Source organism: Dactylosporangium sp. NPDC049140, from assembly GCF_040648435.1.
This window is the reverse complement of record NZ_JBEZDS010000008.1, coordinates 134,734-151,395: the sequence shown is the minus strand read 5'-3', so window position 1 is coordinate 151,395 and position 16,662 is coordinate 134,734. Positions and strand designations below refer to the sequence as shown.

Genomic DNA, 16,662 nt, shown 5'->3' with positions numbered 1-16,662 from the left:
GCTCTCAGATGCCCAAGCGCGCGGCTACCGTTGCGGCGGCTGGGTGGCCCAGGCGCTCGTAGATTGCGTGGGCTCGTCGCCACAGGCCTATTGCCGGGGCGCCATCCAAGGCGTCGCCCAGGCGGGTTGCGGTGTCGGCCTCGTCCAGGCGGTCGCCCAGCTCCGTGTAGCGGTCCAGGGCGGCACGCAGGCGTTCCAGGGAGCGTTCGCGTTCGCCCAGGGCGGCGTGTACGCGGCCGAGATGGGCCAAGGCCGCGGCCACCTCGTGCGGGTCGTCCAGCTCGCGATGCAGGGCTAGGGCCGCCTCGCCGTGGGCCACCGCCTCCGCGGCTCGGCCCGCCTGGGCGTAGTGCCACGCGGCGGCGGCGTGGGCCGTTGCCTGGCCGTGGTGGTCGCCGGCTCGGCGGAAGAGGGCCAGGGCCAGCTCGTCGTGGACGATCGCCTCGGCGAAGCGGGCCATCGACTCCAGGAGCGCGGCCAGGTCCTGGCGGCAGTGGGCGGCCGCGGCCGGGTCGCCCTGGGCGTGGAAGCAGTCGGCGGCCTCGCGCAGGCGGCGCAGGGCGGCCTCGTGCTGGCCGGTGCGCAGGTACGCCGCGGACTGGGCGCGCTGGGCCCGGGCCAGCAGTGCCGGGGCGCCCAGGTGTTCGGCCGCGCGGATGGCGATCTCCTGGGCGGCGATGCGGTCGTCCCAGCGGCCCGTGGCGTCCAGGTGGTTGTCTACGGCGTCGGCGATGCGCCAGGCGTCGCGGTACCGGCGGCGGCGCATGGCCAGGCCCAGCACGGCGAACGAGGAGCCGTGCTCGACGATTCGGTCCTCTAGGGCCTCGCGCTCGGCGTCGGGGGTGCGGGCGGCGGCGTGCTCGCGCAGCAGTGCGTGCATCGCGTAGCGGCCGGGCCGGACCTCCGTGATCAGTTGCGCGCGCGCGAGCTCGGTCAACGAGTCCACAGTGGACTTTCCGGCCAGGATCACGCCCGCGTCGATGGTGGAGAGGTCCTGGGCCGGGTGGGCGCCGAAGCCGCGGAAGAGGTGCCGGGCGGCGGGGGTCAGCAGGTCGTACGACCAGGAGAACGCCGTCGCCTCGCCCAGCGCGTCCGCCACCGTGGACAGGCGCAGGTCCGGATGCAGGGCCACGCGTGCGGACACGACCGCCAGCGCCATGGGCGAACGGCCGCACGCGGTGATGATGTGGTCCACGGCTTCGGGTTCGGCCGCGACCCGCTCGGCGCCCATTCGAGCCGCCAGCATGGCCCGGGCCTCGGTGCGGTCGATCGGGCCCAGCACAACAGCGGCCGAACCGTCCGCGGAGACGACGCGACCCGGCGCCACGAAGGCCGAACCGTCCGCGGGGACGACGCGACCCGGCGCCACGAAGGCCGAACCGTCCGCGGGGACCACGCGACCCGGCGCCACAAAGGCCGAACCGTCCACCGAGACCGAACCGTCGATGGGAACCGCGGCGTCCAACGCCACAGACGCCGCCCCGTCGGTCAGTCGGCCCGTTACCAGCGCGACGCTGTCCCCCGCCGCCGGCAGCAGCGGCCGCACCTGGGCGGCGTCCGCGGCGTCGTCCAGGACCAGGAGCACGCCGCGGCGGGCGGTCAAGGTGCGGAACAGGCCCGTGCGGGCGGCCACGCCGAGCGGAAGGTCCGCCGGCGCCATGCCCAGCGCGTCCAGCAGGATGCGCAGCGCCTCGGCCGCGGACAGCGGCGTGCCGGAGCCGCGCAGGTCCAGGAAGACGGCGCCGCCGGGGAAGCGGTCGGCGACTCGGTGTCCATAGTGGACCGCCAGCGCGGTCTTGCCCACGCCCGCGGGGCCGCCGATGAAGACGGCCCGGGCGCCGGGCAGGAGGGTGTCCAGGCGGGCCACGGCGCCGGCCCGGCCGGCGAAACCGGGTGGCGCCGGCGGGAGGCGGCGCGGGTGCGCCACGAACGGGAGCTGGGCGCGGTGGTCCGAGAGACTCTCGATGCGCGTGCGCGCGGAGGCGAAGGCGAAGCACTCGGCCGGCGAGGCGCCCAGCAGGCGGAGCAGCGCGTCGAGGCGCTCGGCCGGCGGCAGCGTGTGGCCGTCGAAGTACGCACCGATGGCGGCGTGCGGCCAGCCCGTGCGCGCGGCGAGCTCGCCGAAGGTCAACGGGGACGAGCGGACCCGCCGCGCCTGCCGTCGCCGCAGGTCGCGCAGGAGTCCGGAGAGCTCGTCCAGGGTGGAGACACCCGATGGATCTACCACGACCGGAAGCCTGCCACAGCGGTACAACTTCGGCTTGACAAAAAGGCGATGCCCCGCCCTGCGATGACGCAGAGCGGGGCATCGACCAACGCAGCGTCAGGCGCAGAGCGCCTCGAGGTCCTTGCCGGCGGCGTCGATGTCGGTCGTCAGCTTGTTCATGTCGTTCAGCGTGTTGATCTTCGCCAGGTAATCCGGCGAGCCGAACAGCTTGATGCCGTCCGCGCCCTTGTCCAGCGCGGCCTGCAGCTTCGGGTCCGCGGCCTCGGTCTTGAGGGCGCGCAGCTGCTCCGCGAGCGCGTCGGCGAGCTGCTTGGCCTTGGCCGCCGCGGCGGTCTCGGCCTGCTTGTTCTTGGACTGCTTGGCCGCGATCATGATGCCGATCTGCTCACCGATGGGCTTTACGTTGTCCTCGGTGATGATCTTCTCGGCCTTGCCGCAGACCGCCTTGGTGTTCGCCTTGAGGTCGACCGTGGGAGTCGGCGAGGCGGACGTGGCCGCGGGGGTCGCGGCGGTGGAGGACGAGGCCGACGTGTTGTTGTCGGTGCTGTCGCCGCAGGCCGCGGCGGTGCCGACGAGTGCGGCGAGGATTGCCACGGTCAAAAGCCGTCGCATTGTGGGGATCTCCTCAATGTGTGGGAAGCGTCACGCTCAGGCGTCACTTTGCGGGGCATTCCGGGCTCCCGGCAGCGAGCGGACGCCGGATCGTAGCAGTCAAGTACGTCGCTGCACTGTCTTACATCCGCTCCGGCGCGTCGATGCCGAGCAGGTCAAGGCCGGTCCGGAGGGTACGGGCGGTCAGTGCGCACAGCGCCAGGCGGCTCGCGCGCACCGGCTCGGGCGCCGGCAGTACCGGGCACTGCTCGAAGAACGCGCTGAAGCGCACCGCCACCGCGTGCAGGTGGGCGGTGAGGCGATGGAACTCGAGCGTCTCTCCCGCCCGGGCCACGACGCCGGGGAACTCGAGCAGTTCCATCGCCAGCGCATGTTCCGTCGGATGGGTGACGGCGAACGGGCCCTCCACGCCGCCCACGTCACCCTTGCGGAAGATCGAGCACACCCGGACGTGCGCGTACTGCAGGTACGGGGCCGTGTCGCCCGTCGCCGCCAGCATGCGGTCGTAGTCGAACGTGTAGTCCTTGATGCGGTCGCTGGACAGGTCCGCGTACTTCAGCGCGCCGATGCCGATCGCGGGATCGTCGGCCCGGGCAACGGCCTCGTCGAGCAACTCTGTGAGCTTGATCGCACCGCCGGCCCGGCTGCGCAGCATCTTACCGTCGGTGCCGAGGACCGAACCGAACGCGATGTGCGAGGCGCGCACCGGAGGGGCCAGCCAGCCCGCGGCGCGCGCGACGGCGAAGACCATCTCGAGGTGCCGGCGCTGCGGGGTGCCGACGACGTACAGCAGCCGGGTCGCCTTGAGCTCGTCGACGCGGTACCGCAGCGCCGCCAGATCGGTCGCGGCGTACCCGTAGCCGCCGTCCCGCTTGCGCACGATGAGCGGGGTCGTGGAGCCGTCCGGGAACGCGCACAGCGCCCCGTCACTCTCGCGCAGCAGGCCCAGCGCGGACAGGTCGTCGACGACGCCGTCGAGCGCGGCGTTGTAGCTGCTCTCCCCGGCGAAGTCGGCCGCCTCAAGGCGTACGCCGAGGCGGTCGTAGACGCTCATGAGGTACCGCTGCGAAGAATCAATTATCGAGTGCCACAGCGCGATCGTGTCGGGGTCGCCGGCCTGCAGCCGCACGACCCGCCGGCGCGAGCGCTCCTGGAAGTCGGGGTCCGTCTCGAACTTGCTCCGCGCGGCGGCGTAGAAGGAGCTGAGGTCGAACGTCGCGCCGTCGACGTGGTGCTCGACGAGCATGCCGAAGTTGGTACCCCAGTCGCCGAGGTGGTTCTGGCGGATGACGGTGTGGCCGAGGTACTCCAGGACCCGCACCACCGCGTCGCCGATGACGGTCGAGCGCAGGTGCCCGACGTGCATCTCTTTGGCGGCGTTCGGCCCCGAATAGTCCACGACGACCACCTCGGGCTCCACTGTGGACACCCCGAGCCGCGGGTCGGCCGCGGCCGCGGCGAGCCACTCGTCCAGCGCGGCGTCGGCGAGCGTGAGGTTGACGAAGCCGGGGCCGGCCACGCGCACGTCGGAGCACAGGTCGCCCAGGTCGGCGGCCTCGGCCACGGCCGCCGCGACCGCCCGCGCGTCGGGTCGGCCGAGGGCCCCGTCGGCCTGGAAATCGGCGTGGCGGGACCGGCGCAGCACGGGGTCGACGGTCGATCCGGTCACGGTCTCGAACGCGGCCGCGAGCCTGTCCCGCAGCACCTTGCCGATGTCAGCCATGCCTTTGAAGGCTAGCGACGCTCCCGGTACCGCGCTCCTGAATAAAGGGCGCCCACAGGAACACGATCGCGGCGACCTCGGCGACCAGGGAGAGCGCCTGGAGCGCGACGATCGGCGCGGCGTACCCGGGCATCTGCGTGACCACGCCGGGCAGCGTGACGTGCGCGATGATCTGGATGGCGAGGACGGCGGCGAGGGGGCGGTTCATGCTGTTAGGTTCGGCGCGTGACGTTCCACGCGAACACCGAGACCTTCGCCGGGCGGCCCGTGGTCGCGGTGCCGGCGCAGGGCGAGCCACTCCCCGTCGTCGATGGGTCGGCCGCCTGGCGGTTCGAGTTCTGGGAAGAGGACTCCGACGACAGCGAGGGCCCGAACCCGGCCTTCAACGCGGCCTTCGACGAGCTGCTCGACGGGGTCGACACGGCGGCGATACACGCGCTGGTGCTCGGCCCGTGGGGGTACGCCGCGTTCGCCGACGCGCCAATCGTCAAGCTCTGCGAGGTCGCGCACCGGCTGCCGAACCTCGAGGCGCTGTTCCTCGGCGACATCACCGGCGACGAGTGCGAGGTCTCCTGGATCCGCCAGGGGGACCTGACCCCGCTGCTGGAGGCGTACCCGAAGCTGCGCGTCCTGCGCGTGCGCGGTTCCGAGAACCTCAAGCTGGCCCCGCTGCACCACCCGAGCCTGGAGGAGCTCGCGTTCGAGTCCGGCGGCCTGCCCGCCGCGGTCGTCACCGCGGTGCTCGACAGCGACCTGCCCAAGCTCGAGCACCTGGAGCTCTGGCTCGGGGTGCGCAACTACGGCGGCGACGTCACCGTGCGGCACCTGGAGCCGCTGCTGGCCGGGGGCCGGTTCCCGGCGCTGCGCCGCCTGGGGCTGCGCAACGCCGAGATCGCCGACCGGATCGCGGCCGCGGTGGCCGGTGCCCCGCTCGTCGGCCGGCTCGAGGAGCTGGACCTGTCCATGGGCGTGCTGGACGACGAGGGGGCCGAGGCGCTGCTGGCCGGGCAGCCGCTCACGCACCTGCGCCGGCTCAGCCTGCGCCGCAACTACCTGTCCGCGGAGTTCGCGGCGCGGGTCGTGGCGGAGCTGCCGGGCGTGGACGTCGACGTGGCCGACCAGCAGACGGAGGAGCGCTGGGGGCGGTACACGGCGGTGTCCGAGTAGGCCGCTCAGCCCCAGTTCTGGGGCGCCTGGGTACGGGTCGCGGCGTTGATCCGGTTGAAGAAGTTGGTCGTCGCGATCCACAGCACGATTGCGCCCAGCTCCTCGTCCTTGAAGTGCTCCGCGGCCGCGTTCCAGATCTTGTCCGGTACCGCATCCCCCTTGTCGGCGAGGCGGGTGGCGGCCTCGGCCAGCTCCAGGGCGGCGCGCTCGGCCTCGGTGAAGTACGGCGTCTCGCGCCAGGCCGCGACCGAGAAGAGGCGCTCGTCGGTCTCACCCGCCTTGCGCATGGCGCGCGCCCCCGAGTCCACGCACGGGCTGCAGCCGTTGATCTGGCTGGCCCGCAGGTGTACGAGCTCCAGCGTGCTCTGCGGCACGCCGGCCGAGTGGGCCGCCTTGTACAGCAGGTTGATGGCCTTGGCCACGTCCGGGTTCACGGCGGAAGTGTCGATTCGAGCCGGCATCGTCGTCTCCTGTCACATCGGAACGGTTTGGTTCGTCGCCGGTATGACGCCCCACCGACGGGGCACGTGACATATGTGGCGTAGGCCACAAAAGGGGTGCACATGATGAGCGACGAGGCGCTGGCGCGGCGGTTCGAGGACCTGCGGCCGCGGCTGCGGGCGGTCGCGCACCGCATGCTCGGCTCGGCCGGCGAGGCCGACGACGCGGTGCAGGAGGCCTGGCTGCGGCTCAACCGCACCGACCCGGGCGAGCTCGACAATCTCGGGGCCTGGCTGACCACGGTGGTCGGGCGGATCTGCCTCGACATGCTGCGCGCCCGCGCCAACCGGCGGGAGGACCCGTTGCCGGTCGCCGAGCCGCCGGCCGCCGGGGTGGACCCCGAGCAGGAGGCGATGCTGGCCGACTCGGTCGGGCTGGCGCTGCTCGTGGTGCTGGAGACGCTGAGCCCGACCGAGCGGCTGGCGTTCGTACTGCACGACATGTTCGCGGTCTCGTTCGACGACATCGCGGTCGTGGTCGGCCGCAGCCCGGCGGCCGCTCGCCAGCTGGCCAGCCGCGCCCGGCGCCGCGTACAGACGGGCGGCGGCACGGCGAGCGAGGGCGACGTGCAGCGGCGCCGCGAGATCGTGGGCGCGTTCCTCAAGGCATCCCGCGACGGCGACCTCGGCGGCCTGCTGACGCTGCTCGACCCCGACGTCGTCATGCGCGCCGACGAGACCGCGGCCCGGATGGGCGGCCACGGCGAGACCCGCGGCGCCGAGGTCATCGCGGCCTTCTTCAACGGCCGCGCGACGGGCGCGCGCCTGGCCGACTTCTCCGGCCTGCCGGGCGCACTGGTCGCCCCGCCCGGCCGCCCGCGGCTCGCGCTGCTGTTCACCGTGGTGGGTGGACGAATCACCGCCATCGAGGCCGTGGCCGAGCCCGAAGACCTCGGCGAACTGGAGATGACGCTGCTCTAGACTCGCCCGGATGGAGGACGTCAACGAAATCTTCGCCGACTTCGCCGCCTTGTTCACGGGCCACCTCGACGACCCCTCGGGCGACGACATCGTGCACCCGGACCGCCTCGACCGTACGGCGCTGGACGGCTCGCTGGACAGCCTGACGGTCGTCGACACCTACCTGGAGTACCTCCACGAGCACCGCCCCGAACGCATGGGCCAGGACTGGTCGCGCACCGTGCTGCGCGCGGGCGCCTACGTCGGCGAGGCCATCCGCACGGCGGCCGAACGCACCTACGACTGGATCGACTACGACGTGTTCACCGCGGAGTACCCCGACATCCGGCGCCTGCTCGGCGACCGCGGCCTGCCCGTGGCGTCGGTGCTGTCCACCGGCGACGGCGGGTTCACGCTGCCGCTGAACAAGGTGATCAAGTACATCGCGAACGGCTCCGAGGACAGCGTGTGGTTCTACGCCGTGGCCGAGTGCCAGTCCTCGGCGACTAAGGCTTGACGCCCCACGCGGAGATCATGGGCGAGGTCGCCACGTCGAGCACGCCCGCGTCGAGGTTGGCGAGGTGCTCGTCGATCTCCGCCGCGGTGGCCAGATCCGCGTCCACGAGCCGGCCGCGGATCTGCTCCACCGTGGCGCGCTCGAGCCGGGCGCACGCGGGGCCGGTGACCGGGAAGTACGCGTCCGCGGCGACCCCGGTCAGGCCGGCCTCACGCAGGAGCCGGGGCAGGGTCCGCCCGTAGGCGAGGTCGACCGCGCGGCCGGCCATCAGGGTACGGAAGTCGCGCTTGAGCTTGTTGGCCAGCCGTTGCGGCGGCCCGGACTCGTCCAGGCACGCCAGCGGCTGCAGCGCCGGATCGGCCTCCTCGACGAGCAGCCGGCCGCCGGGGCGCAGGGCCGCGACCATTGCCGCGAGGGCCTCGGCGCGGTTGGGCACGTGCACAAGGAGAAGCCGCGCGTGTACCAGATCGAAGTCCCCGCCCGGCGGGGGCTCGGCGCCCACATCGTGCCGCCGCACCTCGTAGCCCGCCCCGGCCGGCAGCCAGGCGACGTCGAGGTCGGTGGCGAGCACGTGCCCGCCGGGCCCGACGCGCGCGACGAGCCCGGCGGGGACCGTCGGCCCGCCCGCGCCCACCTCCCAGCACCGCATCCCGGGCCCGATCCCGAGCGCGTCGAAGTGCCGGAAGGTCGACGGGTCGAAAAGCTCGGCGAGCGCTCCGAAGCGGGCGCCGGCCTCGGGTTGGGCGTTGTCGAGAAGGTATCGACCCATGCTCCCGACCGTACCGCCCTAATTCTGCTGCTGGGTGGGGCGGACCAGCATCTCGTTGACGGCGACGTGCCGCGGGCGCGTCACGATGTAGGCGATGGTGTCCGCGATGTCGGGCGCCTGGAGCCGCTCGACGCCCTCGAACCGCTGCGCGATCGAGTCGCGGATCTCGGGCCGGTTGTGCCCGGCCAACTCGGTGGCGACGGCGCCGGGCTCGACGAGCGAGATGCGCACGTACCGCCCCGTGACCTCCTGGCGCAGCGCCTCGCTGAACGCCCCGACCGCGTGCTTGGTGGCGTTGTAGACGCCGCTGCCGTTGCGCGCGACACGCCCCGCGACGGAGCTGACGTTGACCATGTCGGCGACGCGGCGCGGCTCCTCCCCGGCCGCGCGCAGCAGGTGCGGCAGGGCGGCGTGGGCGCAGTACAGCAGCCCCATGACGTTGATCGAGACCATCCGCTCCCACTCGTCCACGGGGGCGTCGACCACGGGCCCGAGCAGCATCACCCCGGCGTTGTTCACGAGCGTGTCGAGCCGCCCGAGCTCCTCCACGGTGCGGCGCACGGCCGCCTCGGCCTGCTCCCGCTCGGTGATGTCGGCCTCGATGACGAACGCCCGCCCGCCGTCGCCGTCGATCCGCTCGGCGAGCTCGGCGAGCCGGTCCCCGCGCCGGGCCGCGAGCGCAACGGCGGCCCCGCGTTCGGCCAGCGCGAGCGCGGCGGCCTCGCCGATCCCGCTGGAGGCCCCGGTGACGAGCGCAACTGTTCCGTCCAAAGTTCCCATACCGCGAAGCTACCCATTCGGGCCGGCATCAGGCCGGCCGACGTCCGGCCCCGGACGCCGAAGTGCGCCAGGGGCCGGCGGTCTCGCTCAGTTCACGACGGCGCCGCTAGAGGCAGGCGGGAAGGTGCTTCGCCTCGACGTACCCCCAGCGCCCGGAGCTCGGGGCGTAGCCGAGGATCCAGGCCGTCGGCTGGTGCTTGCCGCACTTCGCCTTGGTGATGTAGAAGGGATCGCCCTCCCGGACGTTGCCGATCACGAAGGACTTGCCGGCGTTGCGCAGCGTTCCCACCGCGCCCGCACCGACGTGCAGCGGGGTCGTCCGGGCGCGCTTGCCGGCGTGGGGGGCCTCCGGCCGGACGTCCTTCGTCTTGGAGTTGCCACCCACCGCCCGCAGGTCGGGCAGCCGGTGGCCGGCGGCGTCGTAGGCGTACGGATCGGTCAGGCAGGACCGTGCGATGAAGCCCCAGCTCGGCTCCGCCTTGCGGGCGAGGTCGAGCACGAGCGCGTAGTCGCCGACCGTGTACCGGACTCCGACGTGGTACGTCGCGCCGCGCAGCGAACGCTGCTCCTTCGGCCACCCCCAGTCCACCACTCCCTCACCGGGACGGTTGGCCAGGATCGTGCAGGAGGCCTGCGTCAAGGCGCTCGGATGGGTGTACTTGGTCGACCCGTTGCCCGCGTAAGCGGATTGGGCCAGCGCCACACTCATCGCGGCGACAACCGCGAATACTGCCGTGAGTTTCCAGACTCGCATGATCTGTTTTCGTCCTTTCCTGAAGTTTTGGTGAAGGGCCCGCCGCGTTTTCCTTATGCGCCGCCGAAAGGCTTCGGCCCGGGCGTAGCGTCTCGTCGGCAATCGGCGGTGAGAACAGTCCACCGGCGGCCGGGGCGTCCCGCCAGGCTCGGCGCGACACCCGGGACGTCCGGGACACCGGACCGTGCTGAACTGCTGTTTCACGTCGAACCACGACCATTTCGGGACGAGCGAAGGGCCACGATGGGACAACCGGGCCGGGACGACGTCGCGCTGCTGCCGCAGGACGCACCCGCATTCGGCGAGGAAATTCGAAGTATTCTCAGAACTCGCGGCCTGACCGTCCGCGCGGCGGCCGGATTGATCGCATCCTCCGCCTCGGAAATATCCCGGTGGCAGTGCGGCCGGAAGGTACCCGACCGTTGGCAGTTCGAGATCATGGGCGAACGGCTGGGCATTCCGGCGGCCGAGATGCGGCGGCTGGAGGCGCTGCGCCGCGCGGCCGAACAGGAGCGGATCGCCCCCGGCCGGCCGCCGGCCGGGGCCGAGCAAACCGAGGCGCCTCGCTCGGAACTACCCGGCCGGCCGCGCCTCCGTCCGGTGTGGTGGTGGTCCGCCGCCGCGATTGTGTGCGTCGCCGTCGCGATCGGTTGGCTGACCCTTCGCGACCGCCCGGACTCGCCCGCCGGCCCGCCGGCCGCGGCGTCCGGCGCCGATGCCGATACCGACGACGCCGCGGATGCCAGTGACACGCCGGTGGTACCGGTGCGCGGCGAGCCCGCGTACGTCCAGTGCAGCGACCGGGACCGATCGATGCTCAGCGCGCCGGGCAAGGCCCGCGGCGGTACGCACCGCGGCTACATCCGCCCCGGCCAGCAGTTCGTCGTCACCGGCGAGACGCAGTGGTGGAAGCGCGGCTACCTCAAGGACGACCCGGCCAAGCAGATCGTCTTCGTCATGTCGAGGTATCTGTCGGCCACGAACCGCCGCTGCTGACCAGCGGAACCGGATCGCCGGTCCTACGCCTCGTCGGTGGCGTCCTCGTCCGGCTCCCCGCCGCCGTCGAGCCGGGTGTAGTAGCCGTATACGGGCCGCGGTCGTTCGCCGCCGGTCCAGTCGTAGACCTGCCGGCCGAGCAGCGCGAACAGCAAGGTCAGGTTGACCACCAGCGACAGGAACGCGGCCGCCCCGCTCAGGTGCCCGGTGAGCGCGGCCAGCCAGCCCAGGACGATCGCGAGCGCGCACAGCGCGGCCGATCCGCTGCGGCCCCAGCGGACCCCGAGGAACAGGGCCGCGGCCGCCGCGACCTGGGCGGCGCACAAGAGCGCAGCGAGGCCGAGGACCAGCACCGCCGAGTCCTCGGCGTCCAGCAGCGCCGGACCGATGACGGCCGAGCCGGCCACCCCGCACAGAGCGAGGACCGGCGAGACGATCCAGACGGCGAGAGGTCGTTGCATGGGCCGACCGTATGGCCGGCGGCGAGCGTCGCGGCCGGTGTTGCCGCGGCCGCGGTAACCATAGGCTGTGGGCCGTGGGCGGCGCGCTCGCGCACCCCCGCCTGACTACGATGTGCACGACCCCGGGATGTCGATATAGCGATGGGAGAGCCGGTGTCCGGCCACGAGCAGGAACTGTCAGCTTTGGAGCGGATCGACACGACGGTGGCGCACCCGGCCCGTCGGTACAACTACTGGCTCGGCGGCAAGGACAACTTCGAGGCCGACCGCCGCTCCGCCGAACAGATCGAGGCCGCGACGCCGACGATCCGGGTCGCGACGGCCGAGAACCGGCGCTTCCTGCAACGGGCCGTGCGGTACCTGACCGAGCAGGGCATCCGGCAGTTCCTCGACATCGGCACCGGCATCCCCACCGCGCACAACACGCACGAGGTTGCGCAGGCCATCGCGCCGGACGCCCGGATCGTCTACATCGACAACGACCCGATCGTCCTCACCCACGCCCGGGCGCTCCTGACCAGCACCCCCGAGGGGCGCACCGCCTACATCGACGCCGACCTGCGCGAACCGGGCCGAATCCTCGCCGACCCCGACCTGCACAGCACCCTGGACCTGACCGAACCGGTCGCCCTGATGCTTGTCGCGATCCTGCACTTCATCCGCGACGACGAGGACCCCAAGGGCATCATCAACACGCTCGCCAATGCGCTGCCGCCCGGCAGCTACCTGGTCGCCTCCCACGTCACCTACGAGTACATGCCCCCGGAGCAGCTCGCGCAGATGGAAGCGGCCAATCGCGACGGACGGTTCCGGGCCCGCAGCGCCGAGCAGCTCGCCGCGCTCCTCGACGGCATGGAACTCGTCGCGCCGGGCATCGTCTCGGTCGCCCACTGGCGCGCGGACGGCGAGCCGGAGCCCCGCCCCGCCGTCGAGGACGTCTTCTGCAACGCGGCGGTCGCCCGCATCGGATAACAGCCGCCGCCGCACTGCGGTTGGCCTGCGTTCCGCAGGTCAACCGGAGTGAGGCGTCAGCCGCCTCAAACCGTCGTCGGGACCGGTGCTACCCGAATGTGGCCGTGGGGCCGTGCGATTCTGCCCGAACGGTCCGCGAAAACGGCCGACAGAATGCGGCGTTCCGTTTCCTGGACGAACCGAGCGGGCCGCACCAGGCCTTTCGACCTGCGATTTCTCGGTCGCGGGAAATTCTTGTGCAATCGGTGGACATTGGTCGGATTTCACGCTGTTTTAGCAGTTCAGCGGGGATGTGGCCGGTCCTGTCCGGCATTCTTGCGGTGACATCCAGGTGGTGGACGGCCACCTGGAGATAAGTATCGATGGCCGTTCATATCGCTGTTATAACCTGCCGCCGTGATTGCCCGGAAGCATGGCGCCAACCGTTGGTTGCGCATTCCGATCGTGCTTGTTCTGGCGGCCGCCGCATTGGTCGGCACCGCGGGTTCGGCGGCGGCCTCGGCCGCGCCGTGCTCCTCACCGCGCCACTACAACGGCGTGCGGCTCAGCATCACCGGTCCGGACGACCGCCGGACGATCGACCTGGCCAAGACGCCGGAGTTCGACGTCGAGGGCATCGTCGGCGGCGAGCGGAGCCGCTCCGTCGTCGCGATCGACCTCTACGGCGACGGCCAGCTCATCGGCAGCGTGGAGCCCGACCGGCGCGAGCGGCACCGGTGGTGGAAGGGCGACTGGTGGCGGCGCGACGCCGACTGGGGCATCACGACGTCGGCCGCGCCCGGCGTCCACACCCTCCTGGCCTGCGCGCGCACCGCCGGCGGCACAGTCGCGGCGGCGTCGGTGCGCATCACCGTGAAGGCGCCCGCTCCCACCGCCACCGTCGTCGACCCGGACGTGCTCGTCGCCGATCAGACGCTGCTGGGCCGGATCACCGATGTCACCGCGGACGGGTTCAGCACCACCAGGCCCGACTCGCGGCTGGACGCCGGCACGATCCTCGTCGCCGGCTTGGGCCCGAAGACGCCGGACGGCCTGGCCCGGCGCATCGTGTCCGTGTCCGGCAACCGGTACAAGACCGCGCCGGCCACGCTCACCGACATGTACCTGCAGGCTTCGATCAAGCTGCCGACGCCCGTGGTACCGGCCGCCGCGAAGACGGCCCCGCCGGGCGCGGTCACGGCCAGCGCCGCCGCGGCGCCCAAGGCCCTCGCGTCCGCCAGCGGCGGCTTCGCCTCGATCGGCGGGGGCGGCTGCCTGGGCGCCGCGGCGACGGTCGCGGGCGTGCCGTTCGCCGCCGCGGTCGGATGCGCGCTGGAGTACCACATGCGGGGCGGTGGCCGCGGCGACATCACCGACAAGATCGAAGTCGAAGGCTCCATCGGCGCCGACGCGAGCCTCTCGGCGACCGGCCTGCTGTACCCGATCGTCGACATCGACATCCGCACCGTCTGGAAGTTCGGCATCCTGCCGGTCCCCACGCTCGTGCGCGCCAACGTCGGGATGACCGGCTCGCTCACGGTGAACGGGTCGGCCAAGCTGTCGGGCGAGGGCACCATCAAGTACACCAAGGAGAACGTCGCCGGCGGCCCGTGGAAGATCGGGCGGTATCCGCTGCCCGGACCGCTCCCGCTGTTTCTGGCCCCGGTCGTCTCGCTCGACACCGAGTTCGAGGCCAAGACCTCCCTCGACGCCGAGTTCAACGGCCAGGGCCGCATCACCGCGACCGTCTCCGGGCAGTACGACACGAGCGGCTGGCACAACACCAGCTCCACCGGCGGCGGCGGCAGCGCGACCCCACTGGGCGAGGTGGGCAAGGGCTCGGCGAGCGTCTCGGCATCGGTCGTGCCCCGCGTGGCGCTGCTCATCGACGGCGTCATCGGCCCCGAGGCCTCGCTCGGCCTGGGCGTGCGCTACGAGGTCAAGTACCCGTGCCGGGGCTCGGCGAAGGTAAGCCTGATCGCGAACCCGAGCCTGCGCGGCGCCTCGGAGGTCGAGGCGCTCGACGACTTCTTCGAGAAGCTCGAGCTCGGTTTTTCCGAGCCGTTCGCCTACGACGTGTACAGCGCCCAGCGGGCGCCCGGCTGCAGCGACGTCGTCATCGACACCACCAGCCTGCCGGACGGCACGGTCGGCCTGGCGTACAACCTCACCGCCGCCGCCCACGACGGCCATCCGGCCTACGTGTGGGCCGCCAAGGGCCTGCCCGACGGCCTGACCATCTCGCCCGAGGGCGTCATCTCCGGCACGCCGACCAAGGCCGGCAAGTACAAGGTGAGCCTCGGCGTCGCCGACGCCGACGGCGCGACAGGCATTCTGGACCTGGACCTGGTCGTCGCGGACCCGCTGCCGCCGCTGCCGGCCCCGCCCCCGCCGCCGGGCGCCCAGCCGACCTGCGACGGCACGTGCGCCAGCTCGTACGGCGACCCGCACCTGGTGACGCCGGACCTTGCCTACTACGACTTCCAGCAGGTGGGTGAGTTCGTGGCGCTGCGCTCCGACACCGACGACATGCAGGTGCAGGTACGCCAGCGGCCATGGTTCCAGTCCTCGCGCACCGTGGCGGAGAACTCCGCCGTCGCGATGACGGTCGCCGGCCACCGCGTCGGCATCTACCGGACCCCCGGCGAACCGCAGATCCTCGTCGACGGCTCGGCGATCGCCCCGGCCGCGCTGCCCTACGCACTGCCGGGCGGCGGTTCGATCTCATCCGTGCAGGGCGCCCTGGTCGTGCAGTGGCCGGACGGCTCGTTCGTGAGCGTCTTCGCGGCGGGCTACTTCCGCATCTCCGTCGGCCTCGCCACGGCCCGCCACGGGCACGTGCACGGGCTGTTCGGCAACGCCGACGGCGTTGCGGCCAACGACCTGGCCACCCGGGACGGCACGGCGATCGCCTACCCGGCCAAGCCCGCCGACCTGTACGGCCCGTTCGCGAACAGCTGGCGCGTCGCCCAGGCGGAGTCGCTCTTCGACTACGCCTCCGGCACCGACACCAACACGTTCACCGACCGCGCGTTCCCGTACGCGGTGCTCGGCACCGGCAGCCTGCCGGCGGCGACCCGCGACCAGGCGGCGGCGGTGTGCACCGCGGCCGGCGCATCGACGCAGCCGTTCCTGGACGCGTGCATCCTCGACGCGGCCCTGACCGGCGACGCGCATGCCGTCGCCGACGCGGCGGGCGCCCAGGCGTTCGTCACCGGCGGCGCACCGGTCCAGGTCAGCGCCGACTACACGGGCACGTTGCACAACACGACGTACAACATCAACTCGACCTGGCAGCTGACCGGCGTCACCGAGTCGGCCGACGGGACGATCTCCGGCCAGGCGGTCGTCGTGCCGCCGCTGTACGGCAGCGGCCCCTTCACCGGCAAGGTGACCGGCACGACGGTCACGCTGCGGATCGACACCGGCTCGGGCTCGTACGTCGACTTCACCGGCACCGTCGCGGCCGACGGCACGATGAGCGGCTCCTACCGCACCAGCGGTCTGCAGCTGGGCACCTGGACACTCACGCCGAAGAAGAGCTAGCCGAGTCCGCAGGAGACGGAAACGACGAGGGGCCTGAACCGCATTTCTGCAGTTCAGGCCCCTCGCTATCAAGCGCGCCCGAAGGTGCCACAGACCGCGCCAAGGCGCCATGATCAACCGCGCTGATGGGCGGTGCGGCCGACTTTTCCGGGCGATCGCAGGAGCTGCGCCGCAAGGGTGTCGAGCAGCCAGGTCTCGCACTTGTCGTAGGACCAGCCGTGGCCGGTCAGGCCGTCGTACACGGGCGTGCCGGTCAGCGTGGCGAATATGGCGACAGCATCGGGCTCGGACACATCCGCGGACAATGCGCCGAGCGCCGCAATGCGGCCGACCGTAGCCGCCGCGCCGGCGCCGTGTTTGGCCAACCCCTCCGCGTACGCCTGGCCCATCTCAGGCTCGGAGCCGGCGGCCGACGCCAGCACCTTGATGATGGCGGATCCGCGCTCGGCGACCTGGCGGGTGATCCGGACCCCGAGCCGCAGCACCTCCCGTGGGTCTGTCGCCGCTCCTAGGGCCTGCGCCAACTCCGGTACGCCGGCCTCGATGTCGACGGTCTTCAGCAGACCTTTCAACAGCAGCGGCTTGGCTCCGACGCTCGCGTAGACCGTCGGCACCGCGACACCTGCCTCCGCGGCGATGTCCGCGATCGCGGTAGCGGCGTAGCCCCGCCCGGCGAACAGCCGTAACGCCGCGTCCAGGATGTCTCGCCTGGTCTCCGCCGCCTGACGGGCACGTCGGCTGATTGGCCTTGACATGCCG

The 16,662-nt window shown here is 72.2% G+C and carries 16 protein-coding genes; 6 read left to right on the top strand and 10 right to left on the bottom strand.

From position 1 onward, the window contains the following. Nucleotides 1-4: 4 nt before the first annotated feature. The 4 genes from AB0B76_RS15915 to AB0B76_RS15900 all read right to left on the bottom strand — a co-directional run bounded on the left by AB0B76_RS15915 (nt 5) and on the right by AB0B76_RS15900 (nt 4,770). Nucleotides 5-2,227: a hypothetical protein gene (locus tag AB0B76_RS15915; RefSeq protein WP_360375171.1), complete on the bottom strand. Its 2,223-nt coding sequence runs from the start codon at nt 2,225-2,227 to the stop codon at nt 5-7. A gap of 96 nt (nt 2,228-2,323) precedes the next feature. Further along, entirely contained in the window at nt 2,324-2,839 is a 516-nt protein-coding gene (locus tag AB0B76_RS15910) for a hypothetical protein (protein ID WP_360375169.1), read from the bottom strand. A 121-nt stretch (nt 2,840-2,960) separates the two neighbouring features. Continuing rightward, a complete protein-coding gene (gene argS, locus AB0B76_RS15905; protein ID WP_360375167.1) occupies nt 2,961-4,562 on the bottom strand; it encodes an arginine--tRNA ligase in 1,602 nt (533 codons plus the stop codon). Continuing rightward, a complete protein-coding gene (locus AB0B76_RS15900) occupies nt 4,555-4,770 on the bottom strand; it encodes a hypothetical protein (RefSeq protein WP_360375165.1) in 216 nt (71 codons plus the stop codon). The genes argS and AB0B76_RS15900 overlap by 8 nt, the downstream gene beginning before the upstream one ends. Nucleotides 4,771-4,787: 17 nt before the next feature. Between AB0B76_RS15900 and AB0B76_RS15895 the strand changes: the two genes are divergently transcribed. After that, on the top strand, nt 4,788-5,729 hold the full coding sequence (locus AB0B76_RS15895; protein WP_360375163.1) for an STM4015 family protein: 942 nt from the start codon (nt 4,788-4,790) through the stop codon (nt 5,727-5,729). A gap of 5 nt (nt 5,730-5,734) precedes the next feature. On the opposite strand, the gene AB0B76_RS15890 is transcribed toward AB0B76_RS15895, so the two are convergent. Continuing rightward, nucleotides 5,735-6,190, bottom strand: coding sequence for a carboxymuconolactone decarboxylase family protein (locus AB0B76_RS15890; protein WP_360375161.1), 456 nt, complete (start codon nt 6,188-6,190; stop codon nt 5,735-5,737). Between the two features lie 102 nt (nt 6,191-6,292). Here AB0B76_RS15890 and AB0B76_RS15885 point away from each other — a divergent pair, with 102 nt between their 5' ends. After that, a complete protein-coding gene (locus AB0B76_RS15885; RefSeq protein WP_360375159.1) occupies nt 6,293-7,150 on the top strand; it encodes a sigma-70 family RNA polymerase sigma factor in 858 nt (285 codons plus the stop codon). A gap of 10 nt (nt 7,151-7,160) precedes the next feature. After that, nucleotides 7,161-7,646, top strand: a complete 486-nt coding sequence (locus AB0B76_RS15880) for a hypothetical protein (protein WP_360375157.1) — start codon at nt 7,161-7,163, stop codon at nt 7,644-7,646. Here AB0B76_RS15880 and AB0B76_RS15875 read toward each other — a convergent pair. The 3 genes from AB0B76_RS15875 to AB0B76_RS15865 all read right to left on the bottom strand — a co-directional run bounded on the left by AB0B76_RS15875 (nt 7,636) and on the right by AB0B76_RS15865 (nt 9,949). Then, complete coding sequence (locus AB0B76_RS15875) at nt 7,636-8,415, bottom strand: methyltransferase domain-containing protein (protein WP_360375155.1); 780 nt, start codon at nt 8,413-8,415, stop codon at nt 7,636-7,638. The genes AB0B76_RS15880 and AB0B76_RS15875 overlap by 11 nt on opposite strands. Nucleotides 8,416-8,433: 18 nt before the next feature. Then, nucleotides 8,434-9,195 (bottom strand): SDR family NAD(P)-dependent oxidoreductase, encoded by a 762-nt coding sequence (locus AB0B76_RS15870; RefSeq protein WP_360375153.1) that lies wholly within the window; start codon nt 9,193-9,195, stop codon nt 8,434-8,436. 106 nt (nt 9,196-9,301) lie between these two features. Next, entirely contained in the window at nt 9,302-9,949 is a 648-nt protein-coding gene (locus tag AB0B76_RS15865; protein ID WP_360375151.1) for a hypothetical protein, read from the bottom strand. 30 nt (nt 9,950-9,979) lie between these two features. Between AB0B76_RS15865 and AB0B76_RS15860 the strand changes: the two genes are divergently transcribed. Then, nucleotides 9,980-10,945: a helix-turn-helix transcriptional regulator gene (locus tag AB0B76_RS15860; protein ID WP_360375149.1), complete on the top strand. Its 966-nt coding sequence runs from the start codon at nt 9,980-9,982 to the stop codon at nt 10,943-10,945. A 23-nt stretch (nt 10,946-10,968) separates the two neighbouring features. Here the strand turns inward: AB0B76_RS15860 and AB0B76_RS15855 are convergent, their stop codons facing one another. Next, nucleotides 10,969-11,406 carry a hypothetical protein gene (locus tag AB0B76_RS15855; protein WP_360375147.1) on the bottom strand — a complete coding sequence of 146 codons (438 nt, stop codon included), beginning with the start codon at nt 11,404-11,406 and terminating at the stop codon, nt 10,969-10,971. 141 nt (nt 11,407-11,547) lie between these two features. On the opposite strand from AB0B76_RS15855, the gene AB0B76_RS15850 reads away from it, so the two are divergent. Together AB0B76_RS15850 and AB0B76_RS15845 are read left to right on the top strand one after the other, a co-directional pair. After that, entirely contained in the window at nt 11,548-12,378 is an 831-nt protein-coding gene (locus AB0B76_RS15850) for an SAM-dependent methyltransferase (protein ID WP_360375145.1), read from the top strand. Nucleotides 12,379-12,822: 444 nt separating this feature from the next. Continuing rightward, on the top strand, nt 12,823-15,903 hold the full coding sequence (locus AB0B76_RS15845) for a VWD domain-containing protein (RefSeq protein ID WP_360375143.1): 3,081 nt from the start codon (nt 12,823-12,825) through the stop codon (nt 15,901-15,903). A gap of 113 nt (nt 15,904-16,016) precedes the next feature. Here the strand turns inward: AB0B76_RS15845 and AB0B76_RS15840 are convergent, their stop codons facing one another. After that, entirely contained in the window at nt 16,017-16,658 is a 642-nt protein-coding gene (locus tag AB0B76_RS15840; protein WP_360375141.1) for a TetR family transcriptional regulator, read from the bottom strand. Nucleotides 16,659-16,662: the final 4 nt, after the last annotated feature.